The organism is Haladaptatus salinisoli, assembly GCF_020614375.1.
Lineage (GTDB): Archaea > Halobacteriota > Halobacteria > Halobacteriales > Haladaptataceae > Haladaptatus > Haladaptatus salinisoli.
Genome location: NZ_CP085327.1, coordinates 473,879 through 490,796 on the forward strand (window position 1 = coordinate 473,879; position 16,918 = coordinate 490,796).

The following is a 16,918-nucleotide window of genomic DNA, read 5'->3' on the forward strand; positions in this document are numbered from 1 at the left end:
CCGGGTTCCGTCGTTTCGGGCGTATGACCGGCTTTTCGGACAGGGTCGAACGCGTATCGATAAGCGGCATCCGGAAGGTGTTCGAGGCCGCGGGCGAGGACGCCATCAACCTCGGCATCGGACAACCCGACTTCCCGACGCCGGACCACGCCCGGCGGGCCGCGCTCGACGCCATCGAATCGGGCGCGACCGACGCTTACACGCCGAACAAGGGATTCCCGGAGCTTCGGGACGCCATCAGCGCGAAACACGAGCGGGACAACGACCTCGACGTCCCGCCGGAGAACGTCATCGCCACGGCGGGCGGGAGCGAAGCCCTCCACATCGCGATCGAGGCGCACGTCGACCCCGGCGAGGAGGTCATCTTTCCCGACCCCGGATTCGTCTCCTACGACGCGCTGACGAAGATCGCGGGCGGCGAACCCCGACCCGTCGTGCTCCGGGAGGACCTCACGCTCGACCCCGCGGCGGTCGAGGACGCCATCACGGACGACACCGCCGCGTTCGTCGTCAACAGCCCCGCGAACCCGACCGGGGCGGTCCAGAGCGAGGAGGATATGCGGGAGTTCGCCCGCATCGCCGACGAGCACGACGTGCTCTGCATCTCCGACGAGGTGTACGAACACATCGTCTTCGACGGCGACCACCACTCGCCCATGCAGTTCGCCGAGTCCGACAACGTCGTCGTCGTCAACGCCTGTTCGAAATCCTACTCGATGACCGGGTGGCGACTCGGCTGGGTCGCCGGAAGCGAGCGCCGAATCGAGCGAATGCTCCGCGTCCACCAGTACGTGCAGGCCTGCGCGAGCGCCCCGGCGCAGTTCGCCGCGGAGGCCGCCCTCACCGGTCCGCAGGACCCCGTCGACGAGATGGTCGCCGCCTTCGAGGAGCGCCGGGACGTGCTCTTGGACGGTCTCTCCGACATCGGTCTCGAAACGCCGACGCCCTCCGGCGCGTTCTACGCCATGCCGAAGGTTCCCGAGGGGTGGGTGGACGAGGTGCTCTCGCGCGGCGTCATCGTCGTCCCCGGCGACGCCTTCGGCGAGGGCGGCGCGGGCTACGCCCGCATCTCCTACGCGACCGGTATCGAAGAGATCGAAACGGCGCTCGAAGTGATGGGTGAGGCGGCGCGCGCGGTTCGGTAATCGAACCCCTCCCCTTCTGCGAGCGGTCCCCCGCTTTCGCCGTCGCGGCGATGCGGTGCGGTCGCGCGACGATAATCGCCGGTGGATTCGACGCCGCGGACGGACATCCGTCGTTGGGACGGTGGAAATCACCTTCCGCGTTTACGAATCAAGTTCTCGAATCGACTGAACGGATAAAACGACCGCCGCTACTGAAATCGCTCCTTGCCGTTCTCCCGCCGACATGGAGTCATCACCAGCGTCGAACGCCCTCGTGGCGGTCGTCGTCGCGGGACTCGTGATGAGCGTCGGCGGACACGCGCTCCCGCTTTTCGGCGCGGACGGCGTTCACCCGAGCCAGAACCGCACGGAAACGACGACCCCCTGTCCGACGACCGAAACGACGGACGGACGACTCGACGAGAATCGAACGACGGTCGGGACGGTGACCGTCGAGACGGAGACGGTCGGTACCCTCACCGAGGGGGACCGCACGGAGACGACCCAGACTACCCGGACCACCGAGACGACCGATTCGGACGTCTCCGCGACTGACACCACCGAGGGGGAGTTCGTCACGACGGTCACCGCGAACGAAACGACGCGAACCGAAACGACCGGCGCGTTCGAAACCGGAACGACCGGGACGCCGGGAACCGACACGCGGACGGAGACGACTCGCTGTCCGACGGTCGGAACCGCGTCCCGGTAATCCGACCGTTCGTCCGCCCCTCCTTTCGGCCGCTCGCGCGGGACTCCCCTCGTCGGCCTGTGATTTTATCTTCGTCGCAAACGTGATTCGATTCGATGCCTCTCTCGCGCCGCGGTTCCGGCGTCGTTCCCGCCGCCCGCGCCGTCGCTTCGCAGGTTCACCCGGTGTTCATGCTCCCGCCCGTCGCCGCCTCGTGGTTCGGGAGCATGTTGGCCGAGCAGTTCTCGCTCACCACGGGCGCGCTCCACATGATCGCCATCTTCGCCGCGGTCTACACGGCCCACGTCAAGGACGGCTACGTCGATTTTCACGTCCGCGGTGAGGACGACGACCATCCCCTGACCGCGAAGGGGTGCAAACTCCTGCTCGCCGCCGCGACCGCCCTCTTCTCCGCCGCCCTCGCCGGACTCTGGGCGGTCGTCGGCCTCGGCGCGGCGCTCGTCACGCTCCCGACGTGGTTCATCGGCTACTTCCACGCGCCGCAACTCGACACGAACCCCGTCACCGCGACGAGCGGCTATCCGTTCGGCATCGCGCTCGCCATCCTCGGCGGCTACTACGTGCAGACCCGAACGTTCGCGCCCGTCGCCGCCGCGTTCGCCCTCGTCTTCCTCGTGCTCCTCTCGGGCGTGAAGGTCGTCGACGACGCGCAGGACTACGAGTACGACCGCACCATCGCGAAGCGAACCGTCGCGGTCGCGCTCGGACGCGAGCGCGCTCGCGTCGCGGCGTTCGCCCTCATGGTGGTCGCCCTGCTCGGCGTCCTCGGCTTCGCCGCGGCGCGGGTCTTCCCACCGAGTTCCGTCCTCGCGGCGGCGGCGTTCGCGGTCGTCGCGGGTATCGCGTACCGAACCGGGCCGGAACTCGCCACCATGTTGCTCATCCGCGGGTCGTACGTCTTCCTCGCGCTGCTGCTCGCAGCGGTGTGGTTCCGTCCGCTTTCCTAACACCGTTCCCCGCGAGCGAAGGAGGTCGCGTGCCCGACTGCCCCGACGCGCTCGCGGTCACCGCCGCCGAACCGCTGGTCGCGTACGCCCGCTCGCGCGAAGACGCGGACGAATCCGCGTCGACGAACTCCGCGAGGCGTTCGGAAATCGATTCGAGGTGGCGTCTTCCGCGTCTCGAAGGGCGTCGGAATGCTCGTCGCTTCCGGATAGGGTTCGCCGAGCGCGGACGTACCGAGACCGAGCGACGGCCGGAACGCCGCGACGACCACCGAATCGGACAGCTGGCCGAAATAATACTTACACCCCTCCTCATCGTTTGGGGGAGATACGCGTGACCGAACCCGCCGTAACCGCCGAGAAAGCCTACGCCTACGTCACCCGCGACTGCGCGCGAACGGAGCTACTCGTGTTCGAACACGCCGACCGAGAGGCGGGCGTGCAGGTTCCGAAGGGCGGTATCGAGGACGGAGAGGCCCCGCGCGAGGCGGTCGTTCGGGAAGTGAAAGAGGAGAGCGGGCTGACGGAGTTCGAGTCGATACGCCGGCTGACGACGGACGTGTGGCACCACCACGAGAAGCCGAAAGCGTACCGCCGCCACTTCTTCCACATCGAGGCCGGCGAGAGCCGCGACGAGTGGCGACACACCGTCACGGGCGACGGTGACGACCGGGGCGTCGTCTACAAGTACTTCTGGGTTCACCCCGAAGCGGTGTCGCTCGCGCGGGACATGGACGACTACGTCGAGCGGGTGCTGTAGTCGGCGCGTTAGACGTCGAGCGACCGACACCGCTCGACCCAGCGCTCCTCGAACGTCGATTCGGAGACCACGCGTCCCGCGAGGTCGGCGACTTCGGTCACGTCCTCGTCAGCGCACCACGAGACGCACCGTTCGTACACGGGCATCGGGATATCGTCGGCGTCCCGCACGACTCGAAGCTCCTCCGCGCCCGCGAGGTGCGCGACGAACGCGCGGGTGTGACCGTCCGTCAGCGTCCACTCGCCGCCGATTTTCCGAACGGGAAGCGGATCGTAGTTCGGACCCTCGAAGTCGAACCACGCCGCGACCGACGCGAGTTTCGCCGCGTTCAGGTAGAGCTGACTCGGCCGAACCTCGGCCAGCGGAACGACGAACGGTTCGGACACGCTCCCACGTCAACGCTTATCCGCGAAAACCCCGTCGGTTCGACCGTGACGGAACTCGCTCACCACGAGGCGGTCGTCGACGGCGTTCGGCTCCACTACGTCGAGGCGGGGGACGGCCCGCTCGTCGTTCTCCTGCACGGATTTCCGGAGTTCTGGTACTCGTGGCGCGAGCAGATACCGGCGCTCGCCGAGGCCGGGTTCCGCGTCGTCGCGCCGGACATGCGGGGCTACAACGCCTCCGAGAAGCCGCGAGGCGTCGAGCGGTATCGAACGGACGAACTGGTCGGCGACGCGGCGGCGCTCGTCGACCGCTTCGGCGAGGAGTCCGCCAGCGTCGTGGGCCACGACTGGGGCGGAGTGGTCGCGTGGGAGACGGCGATTCGCCGCCCGGAGCGCGTCGACCGACTCGCGGTATTGAACGCCCCGCACCCGGGCAGGTATCGGGAGGCGATTCGCTCGCCCGAACAGCTGTTGCGGTCGTGGTACGCGCTCTTCTTCCAGCTTCCGAAGGTGCCCGAGCTACTGCTGTCCGCCCGCGACTACGCCGGAATCGAGGGGATGCTCCGCGGGAGCGCCGAGAGCCCGGACGCCTTCACGGAGGAGGACATCCGTCGGTACGTCGAGGCCGCCGCCCGACCGGGGGCGCTGACGGCGGCCCTCGACTACTACCGGGCGGCGTTCCGCGAGAACGCGCCAGAGGAGCTTCGCGCCCGCCTCGGCGGGACGAGACGCTCGTTCGACGTTCGCGCCCCGACCCTGCTGATCTGGGGCGAGCGAGACCCCGCGCTAAGCGTCGAGTTGACGGAGGGACTGGAGCGATGGGTGCCCGACCTCAGGGTCGAGCGACTGCCGGACGCGGGACACGCCGTGCAAAACGACGCGCCCGACCGCGTGAACGAACTGCTGGTCGAGTTTCTGCGGGAGTAGCTTTTTCGTCGCCCCCGACCGATTGCCGCTCGATGCTGCTCGTACTGGAGAACGAGGTGAAGCCGGAGGTTCGGTACTTCGTCCGCGCGATGTCCGAGTTCCTCCCCGAGCACGCGGTCTACGACTACGCGAACGAGGGCGGCCGGCCGTCGCTCTCGGGCGTCGACGGCGTCGTCGTCGCCGGAAGCACGGCGGGCGTGTACGAGCGCGAGGAGTACCCGTGGATGGACGCGGAGGCCGCGCTGATCCGCGAACTCGTCGAACGCCGGATTCCCACGCTCGGCGTCTGTTTCGGCCACCAGTTGGTCAACCGCTCGCTCGGCGGGTCGGTCGAACACCGCGGGCTGACGGCGGAGTTGGTGCGCGCCGATTTCGCGGACGACCCGCTGTTCGAAGGGGTCGAGGGCGTGGTTCCGGCGATTCACGGCGACCACGTGACCGAACTCGGCGAGGGGATGGAGACCGTCGCCGCGACGGAACACTGCGAGATTTTCGCCGCGCGACACCGGGACGCCCCCCTCTGGACGACCCAGTTCCACCCGGAGTTCACGGCGGCGCTGTTGCCGCGAATCGCCGCCGATTTCGACTGGCGAGAGAACGACCTCTCGTTCGGGGACGTGACGTCGGAGCGGGTCTTCGAGAACTTCGCCGAACTGGCGGACGAACACTGACCCGTCCCGTGGTTGCCCGAGAGACCACCGCGAACTGCGCCGGCGGTCGCGGACCTCGCGAGCCGTCTTCTCGCGGTCGTTGTGCCGCGCACGGGTACGTCCTCGATCGTTCTCCGTAGCGCCCTTCACTGTCTGACGGGACACCGACGAACGAGATTTCCGACTACAACGGGCGTTGTCCTACAACGGCTATTGTTAAGAAAATTGATAATTCTTATCTACTCTCGGATCCGACTTCCTACCGTGATGAACTGGAAGCATCACCGAACTCGCCCGAACGAAAAATTGAAGAACCGGGAGACGCGCTCCGGCACCAATTGGTGGTTCATCGCCGGCGTCGCCTCTGCGGCGGGCACCGGATAAGCACCGCGCCGGTGCGCCTGAGCGCACCGAAAAGAACATTACGGAAACGGGAGCGATACCGGATCGCTCCTGTCGATTCGACCGACGTTCAAAATTTATCCGTGTACATCGTACGAACTGACCATGGAAACCGGTGAACTCGTTTCAGTGCTGAAAGACGCTGGTTTATCCCCCTATCAGGCCAACGCCTACGTCACGCTTCTAGAACTCGGCGCGGCGTCGGCGAGCGAACTCGCGACCGCAAGCGGTGTTCCGGGACCGCGCATCTACGACGTACTGCGGGACCTGGAAGACGGCGGGTACATCGTCACCTACGAACAGGATCAGCTGTACGCCCGCGCGACCGATCCGGCGGACGCACTCGCGACCATCAGGACTCGCATCGGACGCTTCGAAACCGCCGTCGAGGAGATCGAATCCCGCTGGCACCAGCCGGAGGCTCACGACCACGAAATCACCATCGTTCGGCGGTTCGAAACGGTCTTCGAACAAACCAAACGCGACATTCGGAACGCCGAGGATTACGTGCTCATGTCGATAACTCCGAACCAGTTTCGGGAACTCCGGCCCGTGCTCCGCGAGGCTCACGAGCGCGGCGTCTACACCCACGTCGTGATCCAGCCGCAGCCGGACGAAGAGTTCTCGATCGAAACGGAGGAGTTCGAAGGCGTTTGCGCGGAAGCGCAACGGACGGTTCCGTGTTGGGGAAAGCCGTTCGCCGTCTTGATCGACCATCGGAAGGTCGGCTTCGCGCTCTACATCGGTTCTCCCGACGAGTACGGCATCCTCGTCGACGATCCCCTTCACGAGTTCGTGTTCTGGTTTTATCTGGCGGGGTTATCGGAGATCGCCGAATCGGTGTACACGAACTCCAGGACGCAGCTACCGATCGCCTTCGGGGAAATCCGCGGTTGTATTCGCATGGTCGAACCGCTACTGCGGGACGACGCGACGGTGATCGCTCGGGTCGACGGGCGGTGGACCCGCACGAAACGCTCCTGCGAGCTTTCGGGGCGACTCACCGACATCCAGTACGCCGGTCAACCGGCGACCGACGGCCCGGCGTCGCTGTTCCACTTGATCGAGCAGGCTACGTTCGTCATCGAGGCGGATCAGGAGCGGTACACGATCGGCGGACACGGCGCATCGCTCGAAGACGTCGAGGCGGACCGCATCGTCGTCGAGGACATCGAATACAGCGATTGAGGAGATTAGCGCGTCGATACCGCGTCCGCCGACCGGGTTACCTTCGCAGTCCACGTCCGATCGATAACCGCACGCGAACGCACCCGCCGCCGTTCGAGACGACCTCCGCTCGCCCTCCGCTTTCAGCACGGAACCGGCGTCGCATCACGAGGGCTTCGACGGAGCCTTCGAACCTACTTCGCCGCGCTGACGATCTTTATCACGTCGCCCTCCTCCAGTTCGTAGGAGTCGCCGACGTCGCGATTGGTCTTCGCGTTCACGGCGTGGAGGTAGCCGTCGCCGATGTCGCTGTGGACCGCGTAAGCGAGGTCCACCGGCGTCGAACCGCGGGGGAGCAGGAAGGCGTCGGGAAGGACGTTCCCCTTCCCGTCCGTCCACTTGGACTCGTTCTGCACCGGGTAGGCCGTGATTCGGTCGAGCAGGTCGTACACCGCCGAATCGAGGGCCTGCTGGACGCCCGTGCCGCCCCACTCCCGCATGACGCCCCGGATTCGTTCGAGCCCCGCCCGCTGCTGGTCGCTGACGTCGTCGATTACCTCGAAGTCGGCGTCACCGGGGTCGTAGTCGACGACGTCGGCCTCGGCACCCTGCCGGAGCGCGAGTTCGCCCTCCGCGGTCGCGGGAACGACGAGTTTGCCCGTCTCGCGGAGCCGTTCGATGTTCTCCTCGGGTGCGACGTCGGCCTTGTTGGCGACGAGGATGATGGGTTTGGTTCGAGCGCGGACGTCGCGTGCGAGTTCCTCGCGGTGTTCGTCCGTCCACTGTTGGGGGTCGTCGGGGTAGTCCAGTTCGCGGAGGCTCGCGGCCACTTCGTGTTCGGTCGCGCCGAACCCCGTCAACAGCTCCGCGAGGGCCTCGTCGATGTAGAAGCCGGGCGAGCGGGATTGGCGTTCGACCCCTTCCCAGTTGCGCTCGATGATGCCGGTCAACCACTGATCCATCTCCTCCTCGATGAAGTTCACCTCCTCGACGGGGTCGTAGGTGCCGACCTCGACGGGTTCGCCCTCTTCGTTCGTCCCGCCGGAGGCGTCCACGACGTTGACGATGGCGTCGGCGTTCGTCAGCTCGTCCAGGAACTGGTTGCCGAGGCCGCGCCCCTCGTGCGCGCCCGGCACGAGTCCGGCCACGTCGAGCAGTTCGACGGGAACGTAGCGTTTCCCGTCGCGGCAGTTCTCGTTACCGCACCGCTCGTCGCGTTCGAGACAGGGACAGTCCGTGCGAACGTAGCTCACCCCGCGATTGGCGTCGATAGTGGTGAAGGGGTAGTTCGCCACGTCCACCTCGGCCAGCGTCGCCGCCTTGTAGAAGGTGGACTTCCCGGCGTTGGGTTTGCCCGCCAGCGCGATGGAAATCATGCGTACTCATATCAGGGTATCGTGGAACTACCTTTCGGTTCCCGGGGCGCGGACGGCCGGAATCGAACGACCCTTCCGGGGACGGGCGACGCCGTCGATAAAAATAAGTGCTGTTGAGTGGTAACAGGGTGCATGGAGTTCTCCGAGAAGCTCGAGTTCGGCCACGAGGACCGCAAGCAAATCTACGAGTACGTGGAACGGCACGGTACCGCGGACGCCGACGAGGTGCAGGAGACGCTCCGAATCGACCCGGGCGGATTTCGCCACCACGTCGCCATCCTCCGGCGCGACGGCTACCTCACGGAGGACGACGGCGTCCTCTCGGTCTCCCTCGAAACCGGCGCCGAGGAGGAGTACGACACCGAGGACGTGGCGTTCGTCATCCGCCCCGCCCGACAGGAGGACCTCTCCGGCATCGTCGGCGCGATTCGACAGGTCGCGGAGGAGGGAACGTACATCGTCGCGGAGAGCGTCGCCGACGAAATCGACCACCAGGACGCCCTGCTCCGCCACAACGAACTCGAATCGCGGATGTTTTTCGTGGCGACGGTGGACGACGAAGTCGTCGGCTGGGTGCACCTCCACGCCCCCGAAATTGACAAACTCAGCCACACCGCCGAGTTGACGGTCGGCGTGCTGGAGGAGTACCGCAGCCACGGTATCGGCAGCCACCTCCTCGAACGCGGACTGGAGTGGGCCGGGTCGAACGGTTACGAGAAGGTGTACCAGAGCGCCCCCTCGACCAACCAGAACGCCATCGAGTTCCTCGAAGCCCACGGCTGGGAGACGGAGGCGGTGCGCGAAGACCACTACAAGATGAACGGCGACTACGTGGACGAAGTGATGATGGCGGTGAAACTGTAACCCGTCGACGCTCCGTTTTTCGCCGACGGCGTCCGTCGTTCGAACCGAGCGACCGCGCCGTCAGTCGCCGCGCCGGGTGAAGTTCCGGAGGAGGCGGTCGCCGAACGCGAGCACGAGGAGCGCCCCGAGGAGGTTGAAACAGAGGTCGAGGACGGTGTCGCGCGCGCTGTAGGGGATGAGCACGGGGTCGATGCCGAGGCGGTCGGTGACCGCGTGGACGGCGTACTCCGTGAGTTCCCACAGGACGCCGACGCCGACGATGGCGGCGAGGACGCGCGGTCTGGGGTCGTCGCCGCGGCGGTCGGCCGCGGCGTGGACGAATCCGCCGAGGAGCGTCGCGGAGAGGGTGTGCGTGACGTGGTCCCACCACCACGTCTCGTCGTACGGGCCGAGCATCCCGACGGCGTGGGCGAGCATCGCGGTCCCCGCGTACACGCGCTGCCACGGCCGGAACGAGACGTCGTACTTGCGCTCGACGACGTCGGGGAGGAAGGTTGCCGCGAGCGCGAGGACGGCGTTCACGATCCCGCCCGGGTGCCGTCGGCGAAGCCCCTCGACGAACACGCCGAGGGTCGCGAGCTTGATACCGCGCTCGGCCTTTCGAGCCGCGGAACGCCACATCGTTCCCGTCATGAGTACTAGTCGATGGTGACGGGGACGGTCGGAAATAGGTTCGCATTCGCGGCCGGGGTCGCGGAACTCGCGACCGCCGCCCGTGACGATCGAGGCTCGGATCCATCGGCTACCGGCACTCGACGCGAGCGAAAAATCGACGTCCGGAGCGCGATTCGTCCGTCGCCCGCCACCCCCCGCGTTACTGCTGGTGGTGAACCGGGAACGCGACTTCGACGGTCGTCTTGTATCCCGTTATCTCCCCGTCCTCCACGTCCGCCGTCCAGTCTTCGACTTCGATACCGTGGATGTCGTCGATGGTCTGACTCGCCTGTTCGACCGCCTCGCGGGCGGCGTCCTCCCACGATTCGTCGGAGGTGCCGAGCACTTTGATTATCTTCACTGCCGTCATGGCACGCGTCATACGCCGCGCCGGACATAGCCTCTTGTGGCCGACCCGCGAACCGGGCGAAACCGCCGGTCGATACTTGTACGGTGGCGTCGTTTACCCGACGGGGGGAGAACATGGACTACAGCGATTTCATCGGACAGGTGCAGCACCGACTCGAACTGGGGACCCAAGGCAAGACGGTTCGGGCGATTCGAGCCACGCTGACGACGCTCGGCGAGCGATTGCAGGAGGGCGAAGCGACCGACCTCGCCGGGCCGCTGCCGATGGAAATAGACTGGTATCTCGAAAACGCGGAGTCGGGCCAGCGGTTCGATTACGACGAGTTCGTCTCGCGCGTCGCCGACCGGGCGAGCGTGGAGCGGAACGAGGCGAACTTCTACGGGCAGTCCATCGTGTCGCTCCTCGCCGAGGTCGTTCCGGAAGGAGAGTTCCGGCAGGTTCGCCAACAACTGCCGGAGGAGTACGACCCGCTCTTCGAACTGGTCGGCGTCGAATTCGACTGACGCTCGACGCGCTACCTCCGCGCCCGCCGGGTTTCCGGACTCGGGACGTGAGTCAACAACTGCGCCGCGTCGTGGACGTCGTGGGTCTTCACGACCATCTCCGCGACCTCGCGGACCGTGAAGTCGGTCTCCATCTCGCGACCGTAACACCGCGCGTACAGCGCCAACCAGTCGTTGAGCGCCCGCTCCAGTTCCGCCATCTCCGACCCGTCGAATCGGGCGAACTCGCCGGTTCGCCCCTCGACGTACACCGCGACGACGTCGCCGACGCCGTCCCGGAGGTACGACAGCGCCCGTTCCTCGTCCGGCGGGTCGGCGGGCGGGTCGAACGACTCGCGGTCGCTCCGGGCGCGCTCCGCCAGCGCGGCGATGCGGTCGCGGTGCTCGGTCATCCCTCTCTGAACTCCACGCCCTTCCCGCCGCGCGGATGCTCCCACTCGGTCTCCGCGACGATGGCGCAGGTGCCGCACTCGACGCAGGGTTGCGTGTCGAGGCTGACTATCCGCTCCTCGTGTCCGTTCACCTGCACCGTCTCCTCGCGGTAGCAGCCGCCGCCGAAGTCCTTCGCGCTGACCGGGCAGGCCGAGACCGCCGCGCCGCTGGCTTCGTAGGAGTCGTTTCGCAGGCGGATGTGGGGGTTGCCCACGTCGGTGTCGTAGGTCAGGTCGCCGATTCGGTCGGCGAGGCTCTTCGGCTCGACCTCGTTCTCGTCCGTAACCGGCGTTCCGAGTTCCTCCGCGATGACCGTCGGAAGCGTGACGTAGGGCGTCTGCGTGTCCGGAATCATCGAGGAGAGGTACGGCGAACCGTACAGTCGTTCGAGCTGTCCCTCCACGACGCCCGATCGGAGCACCGCCCGTCCGAGCCGCGAGGAGAGCAGGCTGTCCGTGAGATCCGCCGCCCGCTCGTTCTCGCCGAGCCGACCGAGGGTTTGGTACTGCTTCGGGCGGAGTTTGCCCATCACGCCCTCGTCTTTCAACTTCTTCGTGTAGAGCTTGCCGGCCCGCTCCGGTTCGCCGCGCATGCGCGCCTCCGCGAACGCCTCCGCGGCGAGCGCGCCCGCGGTCACGGCGTGGTTCATGCCCTTGATTATCGGCCCCTGCGCCTGCATCTGCCCGCCGGCGTCGCCGACGAGCACCAGCCGTCCGCGGTGCGGCGCGGGGTGGGCCACCTTCTTCGAGTCGGGGACGAGCTTCGCGGAGTACTCCACCTCGTCGTAGTGCCCGTTCAACCACTGGCCGAGCAGCGGGTGGGTGAGCAGGTTGTCGAGCAGTTCGTGCGGCTCCGCCTCCTCCGCGACCAGGCTGTCGAGGTGGAAGACGGTCCCGATGGAGAGCGAGTCCTCGTTCGTGTAGAGGAAGCCGCCGCCGCGCACCCCGTCGAAGAGGTTCCCCGAGAACAGGTGCGCCTTCCCCGTGTCGTCGTCGACGTCGAATCGCTCCTCGACGACGTCCTGAGGCATGTCGATGACCGCTTTCACGCCCTGGAACCACTCGTCCGGTTCCTCCCAGTTCATCAGTCCCGCGTCGCGGGCGAGTTCGCTGTTCACGCCGTCCGCCGCGACGATGAAGTCCGCCGTGATGGGGTCGAGCTCGTCGCAGGTGACGCCGACGATCCGACCGTTCTCGCGGAGCAGTCCGTTCACCCGCACGCCGGCCAACAACCCGCCGCCGGTCTCGCTGGTCATCTCGTGGACCCGGTCGGCGAGCCACGAGTCCATCTTCCGGCGGAGCACCGCGTCGGCCCACTCCGTGTCGTGCTCGTGGAGGCGAGTGATGTCGAACGACTTCACCTTCTCGTCGGCCACGTTGTGGATGTAGTAGTCCGTGATGGGGCGTTCCGCCGCCTCCTCGCGGAAGTCGGGGAACAGCGAGTCGACGGTGTAGGGGGCCGACTCCTCGGCGTAGATGAGTCCGCCGGAGACGTTCTTCGACCCTGCCTCGACGCCGCGTTCGAGGACGAGCGTTTCGATTCCGTTCCGTGCGAGCGTCGCGGCCGCCGCGGCCCCGCCGGGCCCCGCTCCGACCACGACAGCTTCGTAGTGTTCGTATTCGTCCGTCATCGTCTCAGTCATCGCCTTCCGCCGCGACCGCGTCCAGTTCGCCCGCCTCGACCGCGTCCGTGAGGCGGGGGAGCACTTCGAAGAGGTCACCCTCGATGTAGTAATCGCTGAAGTCCCTGATGTCGGCGTCCGGGTCGGTGTTGATGGAGACGATGGTGTCCGACTCGTCCATCCCGACCTTGTGCTGAATCGCGCCGCTGATACCCGCCGCGATGTAGAGGGGCGGTTGGACGATCTGCCCGGTCTCGCCGATCTGGCGCTCCTCGGTGACGTACTGCTCGACGTGTCCCTCCACGCTGTAGGAGGCGGTGACGACGCCGCGGGACAGACCGAGGTCGGCGTCGTTGAAGGCGTCCACGAGGTCGAGCGCGAGTTCGATTCCCTTCGTGGGGTCGTCGCCGATACCGCGTCCCACGGCGACGACGACCTCGCGTCCGGTCAGGTCGATGCCGGTGTCGAGCACGTCCCAGTCGGAGACGTCGACGCGGAACCAGTCGTCCGGCAGGTCGATGTCGTGGGAGACGATTTCGCCCTCGCGCTCCGGGTCGGCCTCCATCGGTTCGAAGCTCCCCGGGATGACGGAACAGCCCTGCGGGTGGAACTCCCTGTCGGGGTTGTCGAGACAGAGGATGGTCGAGTACTCGAACCCGGAGAAATCGGGCCGTTTCATGTGGAGCACGCGCTCGAACTCGACCTTCTCGCCGGGCGTCCCCGTCTTCACGGGGTTGGAGATGAGTTCGTTCTCGATGGTCAGCCCCGAGCAGTCGCTGGCGAGGCCGGAGTCGAGTTCGCCCTGCACCTGCGCGGAGAGGTCGCGCCCGTTGTTCGTCGCCGGGAAGAGGAAGTAGCGCGGCTTGTCGTAGTCCTTCCAGTCGGCCTCGGTTCGGGCCATGTCGGCGACGATTTCGGTGTACGGCTTGTGGCGGAACCGCTCCAGTCGGTCGTCGTCGTGGTAGACCGCCACGTCCGCGCCGATGGCGATGCACTCCTCGGCGAGGTCCCCCATGTCGTCGCCGACGAGGACGGCCACGACGCGCTCCTCGTCGCCGTACTCCTCGGCGTAGTCGTCCATCAGTTCGCGGGCCTTGCCGAGCATCTCCCGCGACACGTCGAGGAGTTCGCCGCCCTGCGTCTCGCAGTACACCCACATGTCGCGGTAGACGCCGTCCTCCAGCGCCCTGACGTGCTTTTTGTCCGCGGTGGGGCGGGCGAGTCCGTCGTCTTCCGCTTCCTCCTCGTCGCCCTCGGCGTCCGATTCGTCAGGTTCCTCGGCGGTGGCCTCCGCCTCGTCGGGGTCTTCCACGTCCTCCTCGGTCGCTTCGTACTTCCCTTCGGTTTCGGTGTCCTCGGTGGCTTCGCCCTCGGTCTGCTCCCGAACCTCCTCGATTCGAGCCTGGATGGCCTCCTTCGCCGTCGTTCGGTCTTTGCCCTCCTCCTCTCTGGTGAGCAGGTCGTCCAGCGCGCCGGGGTCTTCGACTGTCTTCACGTCCTCTTCGAGTTCCTCGACGGTTCGCTCGCCGGGGTCGATGTCCGTCACGGTCAGTCACCCGCCGCGAAGGGTCGCATCGTTTCGAGCACCTCGGACATCCCCTCCTCGTCGTCGGGCGTGACCATCGTGGCCTCCCGCTCCGCCGGGGCCTTCGGAATCGGGTCGACCGACGACACGATGGTCGGCGATCCGTCCAGTCCGATGTAGTCCGGGTCGAGGTTGAGGTCGGCGTGGTCCCACGTCGTCATGTGGTCCTCGTGCTCCTCGGCGCGTTCTTCCGTCTCGGCTTTCAGCCGTTTGCGCTGGAGTCGGTGGGAGGCCTTCCGGTACGACGACTCGTACTCGGGGTCGGTGACGATGAAGGCTGGGAGCGGCGATTCGACGGTCTCTATCTCGTCCACGTCGCCCTCCACCAGTCGCTTCGCGCGGACGCGTCGCTCCTCCTCGTCCACCTCCATGGCGATGACGTGCGTGATGATGGGGTAGTCGAGACACCACGCCGTCTGCGGTCCGGTCTGGCCCGTCTCGCCGTCCGCGGTCTTGAATCCCGCGAACACGAGGTCGGGTTCGCCGATCTTCTCGATGCCGGACGAGAGGGTTATCGCGGTCGCCCACGTGTCCGCGGCGGCCATCTCGCGGTCGGAGAGCAAGTAGAGGTCGTCGGCGTACACCGTCATCGCCTCTCTGAGCACGTCGCCGTACCCCGGCGGCCCCATGCTCATCGCGCTCACCCGCCCTCCGTGTTTCACCTTCGTCTGGAGGGCGGCCCGGAGCGCGAACTGGTCGTTCGGGTTCATCACCGTCGGCGTCTTTCCGCGCTCCAGGTGGCCGTCCTCGTCGAACGACACCTGTCCCTCGCGGAAGTCGGGAACGCCCTTGGTCAACACGACCGAGTGCATCGGTACCTCCTAACGTGAATGTGTTTAGTTGGCATACGTCACTTTGTACCATTCCCCCAGTCATTATTATACTGTCGGAGAACCAACAGAGAACCGACATACGAGCGCGTTACCTCCGGTAGCCGACAGCTATGGCTCCGTCGAAATCGGCGGCGAAAATTATCAATCGTCGGGAAAATCGGACGTTACGCCTGCGGCGCGGGACCGTCCGAGGAGTTCCGCTCCCGCTGGCGGGTCGTCTCGACCGACTCGTCCACGTCGTCCGCCTCTCGCTCGACTTCGTCGGTCGGTTTGCGCTTCTCCGTGCGTATCATCGTCATCTCGCCGCGGGCGCGCATCGTCCCGTCGGCGGTGGCGTCCTCGTGAAATTCGAGGTCGGTGCAGGACACGTCGCCGAGCACCTCCGTCCCGTCTTCGAGGACGACGGTCCCGTTCCGGGTCGTCACGTCCCCGTGGATTCGCGTTCCGGAACCGACGACGATGTCGCCGCGAGCGCGGAGACTGCCGAACAGCTCGGTGTCCGAACCCATCTCGATCTCCTCCGCGCGGATGTTCCCGTGCAGGCGACAGTCGTCGCCGATGGTCGCGGGCGTCGAGACGCGCCACGCGTCGTCGCTGACGCGGGCGTTCCGCGGGATGACCGCCGGGTCGGCCTCGGTCTCGTCCAACATCTCGTCGATGACGTTCCGAGCGGCCTCCTCCTCGCCGAGTCGCAGGAGTTGCGAGAGGTAGACGAACAGGAAGACGACGGTCGGCATCGGGTTGCGGATGACGATCCACCCGTTCGCTTCGAACCCCTCGTCTATCTGTACGTCGTCGCCGATGTCGAGGTCGCCGCTGACCATCAGCCGTCCCGAGACGTGGACGCGCTCGCCGAGGTAGGCGTCCTGCCCGACGAGCACGTCGCCGTCCACGTCGCTCCAGAGGTCGAGGCGGCAGTCGGCCTCGGCTTCGATGTGTCCCCCGAAGGTCGCTCGCTCGCCCGCGATGACGTGGTTCCCGCGAACGCCGAACTCGACGGTGCTCTGTGCGCCGACGATGACGTCGCCGTCGGTCACGAGGTCGTGTTCTTCGACGGTCGTCCCGTCGGGAATCGAGAGGGTGTCCAATGAGTCGGAGCGGAGCGGCACACATCCTACCAGCGAGTCACCGGTAATAAATCCTCCCGCGTGCGTCTGACGGGCGTCTGCCGACCGCGCCGTCGCGTTCTGTAGCTTTTTTATTCGGTCGCGGCCAACGCTGGCGCATGACCACGCTTTCCTTCGACGACGAGGGCGTCGACGTCGTCTACGAGGGCACCGAGTTTCGCATGTCGAAAGACCTCATCGAGGAGGCGACTCAGAAGTCGTACTACGACGTGACCGACCACGAGGTGCTCCGACTGGTCGAGAAGAATCCCTCCCTCGGCGGGCAAGCACGTCGAATCGGTGATATCATCCGGTAGGATTTAGGTGCGGGAACCGAAACCGTGGAACATGAACCTCCCTGCCGACTTCGATCACCCCGCGTGGCTGACCGCGGTGAGCACCGTCGCGTCCTACCTGCTCGTGCTCGCGGCGATGACCGTCCTGCTCTTCGGCGTTCCGTACCTGCTTTTCACGGCGCTGTGAGTCGGCTCTGACGACCGCT

At 66.5% G+C, this 16,918-nt stretch carries 21 protein-coding genes; 12 read left to right on the forward strand and 9 right to left on the reverse strand.

Going from position 1 to position 16,918, the window contains the following annotated elements:
- Nucleotides 1-23 precede the first annotated feature (23 nt).
- The 5 genes from LIX00_RS02690 to LIX00_RS02710 all read left to right on the forward strand — a co-directional run bounded on the left by LIX00_RS02690 (nucleotide 24) and on the right by LIX00_RS02710 (nucleotide 3,540).
- Nucleotides 24-1,145 (forward strand): pyridoxal phosphate-dependent aminotransferase, encoded by a 1,122-nt coding sequence (locus tag LIX00_RS02690; RefSeq protein WP_227354646.1) that lies wholly within the window; start codon nucleotides 24-26, stop codon nucleotides 1,143-1,145.
- A 223-nt stretch (nucleotides 1,146-1,368) separates the two neighbouring features.
- A complete protein-coding gene (locus LIX00_RS02695) occupies nucleotides 1,369-1,836 on the forward strand; it encodes a hypothetical protein (protein WP_227354647.1) in 468 nt (155 codons plus the stop codon).
- 95 nt (nucleotides 1,837-1,931) lie between these two features.
- On the forward strand, nucleotides 1,932-2,783 hold the full coding sequence (locus LIX00_RS02700; RefSeq protein WP_227354648.1) for a UbiA family prenyltransferase: 852 nt from the start codon (nucleotides 1,932-1,934) through the stop codon (nucleotides 2,781-2,783).
- Between the two features lie 29 nt (nucleotides 2,784-2,812).
- Nucleotides 2,813-3,118: a hypothetical protein gene (locus LIX00_RS02705; protein WP_227354649.1), complete on the forward strand. Its 306-nt coding sequence runs from the start codon at nucleotides 2,813-2,815 to the stop codon at nucleotides 3,116-3,118.
- The gene (locus LIX00_RS02710) at nucleotides 3,115-3,540 is read left to right on the forward strand and encodes an NUDIX hydrolase (RefSeq protein WP_227354650.1); all 426 of its coding nucleotides are present in this window, start codon (nucleotides 3,115-3,117) and stop codon (nucleotides 3,538-3,540) included. Before LIX00_RS02705 ends, LIX00_RS02710 begins: the two co-directional genes overlap by 4 nt.
- Before the next feature lie 8 nt (nucleotides 3,541-3,548).
- Here the strand turns inward: LIX00_RS02710 and LIX00_RS02715 are convergent, their stop codons facing one another.
- On the reverse strand, nucleotides 3,549-3,926 hold the full coding sequence (locus tag LIX00_RS02715; protein ID WP_227354651.1) for a hypothetical protein: 378 nt from the start codon (nucleotides 3,924-3,926) through the stop codon (nucleotides 3,549-3,551).
- A gap of 45 nt (nucleotides 3,927-3,971) precedes the next feature.
- Here LIX00_RS02715 and LIX00_RS02720 point away from each other — a divergent pair, with 45 nt between their 5' ends.
- The 3 genes from LIX00_RS02720 to LIX00_RS02730 all read left to right on the forward strand — a co-directional run bounded on the left by LIX00_RS02720 (nucleotide 3,972) and on the right by LIX00_RS02730 (nucleotide 7,093).
- Nucleotides 3,972-4,853, forward strand: a complete 882-nt coding sequence (locus LIX00_RS02720; protein WP_227354652.1) for an alpha/beta fold hydrolase — start codon at nucleotides 3,972-3,974, stop codon at nucleotides 4,851-4,853.
- A 32-nt stretch (nucleotides 4,854-4,885) separates the two neighbouring features.
- Nucleotides 4,886-5,524, forward strand: coding sequence for a type 1 glutamine amidotransferase (locus LIX00_RS02725; RefSeq protein WP_227354653.1), 639 nt, complete (start codon nucleotides 4,886-4,888; stop codon nucleotides 5,522-5,524).
- A 486-nt stretch (nucleotides 5,525-6,010) separates the two neighbouring features.
- Nucleotides 6,011-7,093, forward strand: coding sequence for a TrmB family transcriptional regulator (locus LIX00_RS02730; RefSeq protein WP_227354654.1), 1,083 nt, complete (start codon nucleotides 6,011-6,013; stop codon nucleotides 7,091-7,093).
- A 173-nt stretch (nucleotides 7,094-7,266) separates the two neighbouring features.
- Here LIX00_RS02730 and LIX00_RS02735 read toward each other — a convergent pair whose 3' ends face one another.
- A complete protein-coding gene (locus LIX00_RS02735; RefSeq protein WP_227354655.1) occupies nucleotides 7,267-8,448 on the reverse strand; it encodes a redox-regulated ATPase YchF in 1,182 nt (393 codons plus the stop codon).
- Nucleotides 8,449-8,580: 132 nt separating this feature from the next.
- Here LIX00_RS02735 and LIX00_RS02740 point away from each other — a divergent pair, with 132 nt between their 5' ends.
- A complete protein-coding gene (locus LIX00_RS02740) occupies nucleotides 8,581-9,312 on the forward strand; it encodes a GNAT family N-acetyltransferase (protein ID WP_227354656.1) in 732 nt (243 codons plus the stop codon).
- A 60-nt stretch (nucleotides 9,313-9,372) separates the two neighbouring features.
- Here LIX00_RS02740 and LIX00_RS02745 read toward each other — a convergent pair whose 3' ends face one another.
- Together LIX00_RS02745 and LIX00_RS02750 are read right to left on the reverse strand one after the other, a co-directional pair.
- Nucleotides 9,373-9,945: a DUF2238 domain-containing protein gene (locus LIX00_RS02745; protein ID WP_227354657.1), complete on the reverse strand. Its 573-nt coding sequence runs from the start codon at nucleotides 9,943-9,945 to the stop codon at nucleotides 9,373-9,375.
- A gap of 181 nt (nucleotides 9,946-10,126) precedes the next feature.
- The gene (locus LIX00_RS02750) at nucleotides 10,127-10,336 is read right to left on the reverse strand and encodes a dodecin family protein (RefSeq protein ID WP_227354658.1); all 210 of its coding nucleotides are present in this window, start codon (nucleotides 10,334-10,336) and stop codon (nucleotides 10,127-10,129) included.
- Between the two features lie 113 nt (nucleotides 10,337-10,449).
- Here LIX00_RS02750 and LIX00_RS02755 point away from each other — a divergent pair, with 113 nt between their 5' ends.
- On the forward strand, nucleotides 10,450-10,839 hold the full coding sequence (locus LIX00_RS02755; protein ID WP_227354659.1) for a DUF2267 domain-containing protein: 390 nt from the start codon (nucleotides 10,450-10,452) through the stop codon (nucleotides 10,837-10,839).
- Nucleotides 10,840-10,850: 11 nt separating this feature from the next.
- Here the strand turns inward: LIX00_RS02755 and LIX00_RS02760 are convergent, their stop codons facing one another.
- From LIX00_RS02760 to LIX00_RS02780, 5 genes are all read right to left on the reverse strand, one after another.
- The gene (locus LIX00_RS02760) at nucleotides 10,851-11,231 is read right to left on the reverse strand and encodes a DUF8055 family protein (protein WP_227354660.1); all 381 of its coding nucleotides are present in this window, start codon (nucleotides 11,229-11,231) and stop codon (nucleotides 10,851-10,853) included.
- The gene (locus tag LIX00_RS02765; protein WP_227355654.1) at nucleotides 11,228-12,901 is read right to left on the reverse strand and encodes an FAD-dependent monooxygenase; all 1,674 of its coding nucleotides are present in this window, start codon (nucleotides 12,899-12,901) and stop codon (nucleotides 11,228-11,230) included. Before LIX00_RS02765 ends, LIX00_RS02760 begins: the two co-directional genes overlap by 4 nt.
- A 4-nt stretch (nucleotides 12,902-12,905) precedes the next feature.
- Nucleotides 12,906-14,438 (reverse strand): FAD-binding protein, encoded by a 1,533-nt coding sequence (locus LIX00_RS02770; RefSeq protein ID WP_227354661.1) that lies wholly within the window; start codon nucleotides 14,436-14,438, stop codon nucleotides 12,906-12,908.
- Nucleotides 14,439-14,440: 2 nt separating this feature from the next.
- Entirely contained in the window at nucleotides 14,441-15,289 is an 849-nt protein-coding gene (locus LIX00_RS02775; RefSeq protein WP_227354662.1) for an electron transfer flavoprotein subunit beta/FixA family protein, read from the reverse strand.
- Between the two features lie 185 nt (nucleotides 15,290-15,474).
- Nucleotides 15,475-16,419, reverse strand: coding sequence for a polymer-forming cytoskeletal protein (locus LIX00_RS02780; RefSeq protein WP_227354663.1), 945 nt, complete (start codon nucleotides 16,417-16,419; stop codon nucleotides 15,475-15,477).
- Between the two features lie 116 nt (nucleotides 16,420-16,535).
- Between LIX00_RS02780 and LIX00_RS02785 the strand changes: the two genes are divergently transcribed.
- Nucleotides 16,536-16,733 (forward strand): DUF5800 family protein, encoded by a 198-nt coding sequence (locus tag LIX00_RS02785; RefSeq protein WP_227354664.1) that lies wholly within the window; start codon nucleotides 16,536-16,538, stop codon nucleotides 16,731-16,733.
- 31 nt (nucleotides 16,734-16,764) lie between these two features.
- On the forward strand, nucleotides 16,765-16,899 hold the full coding sequence (locus LIX00_RS25920; RefSeq protein ID WP_255679344.1) for a hypothetical protein: 135 nt from the start codon (nucleotides 16,765-16,767) through the stop codon (nucleotides 16,897-16,899).
- Nucleotides 16,900-16,918 lie beyond the last annotated feature (19 nt).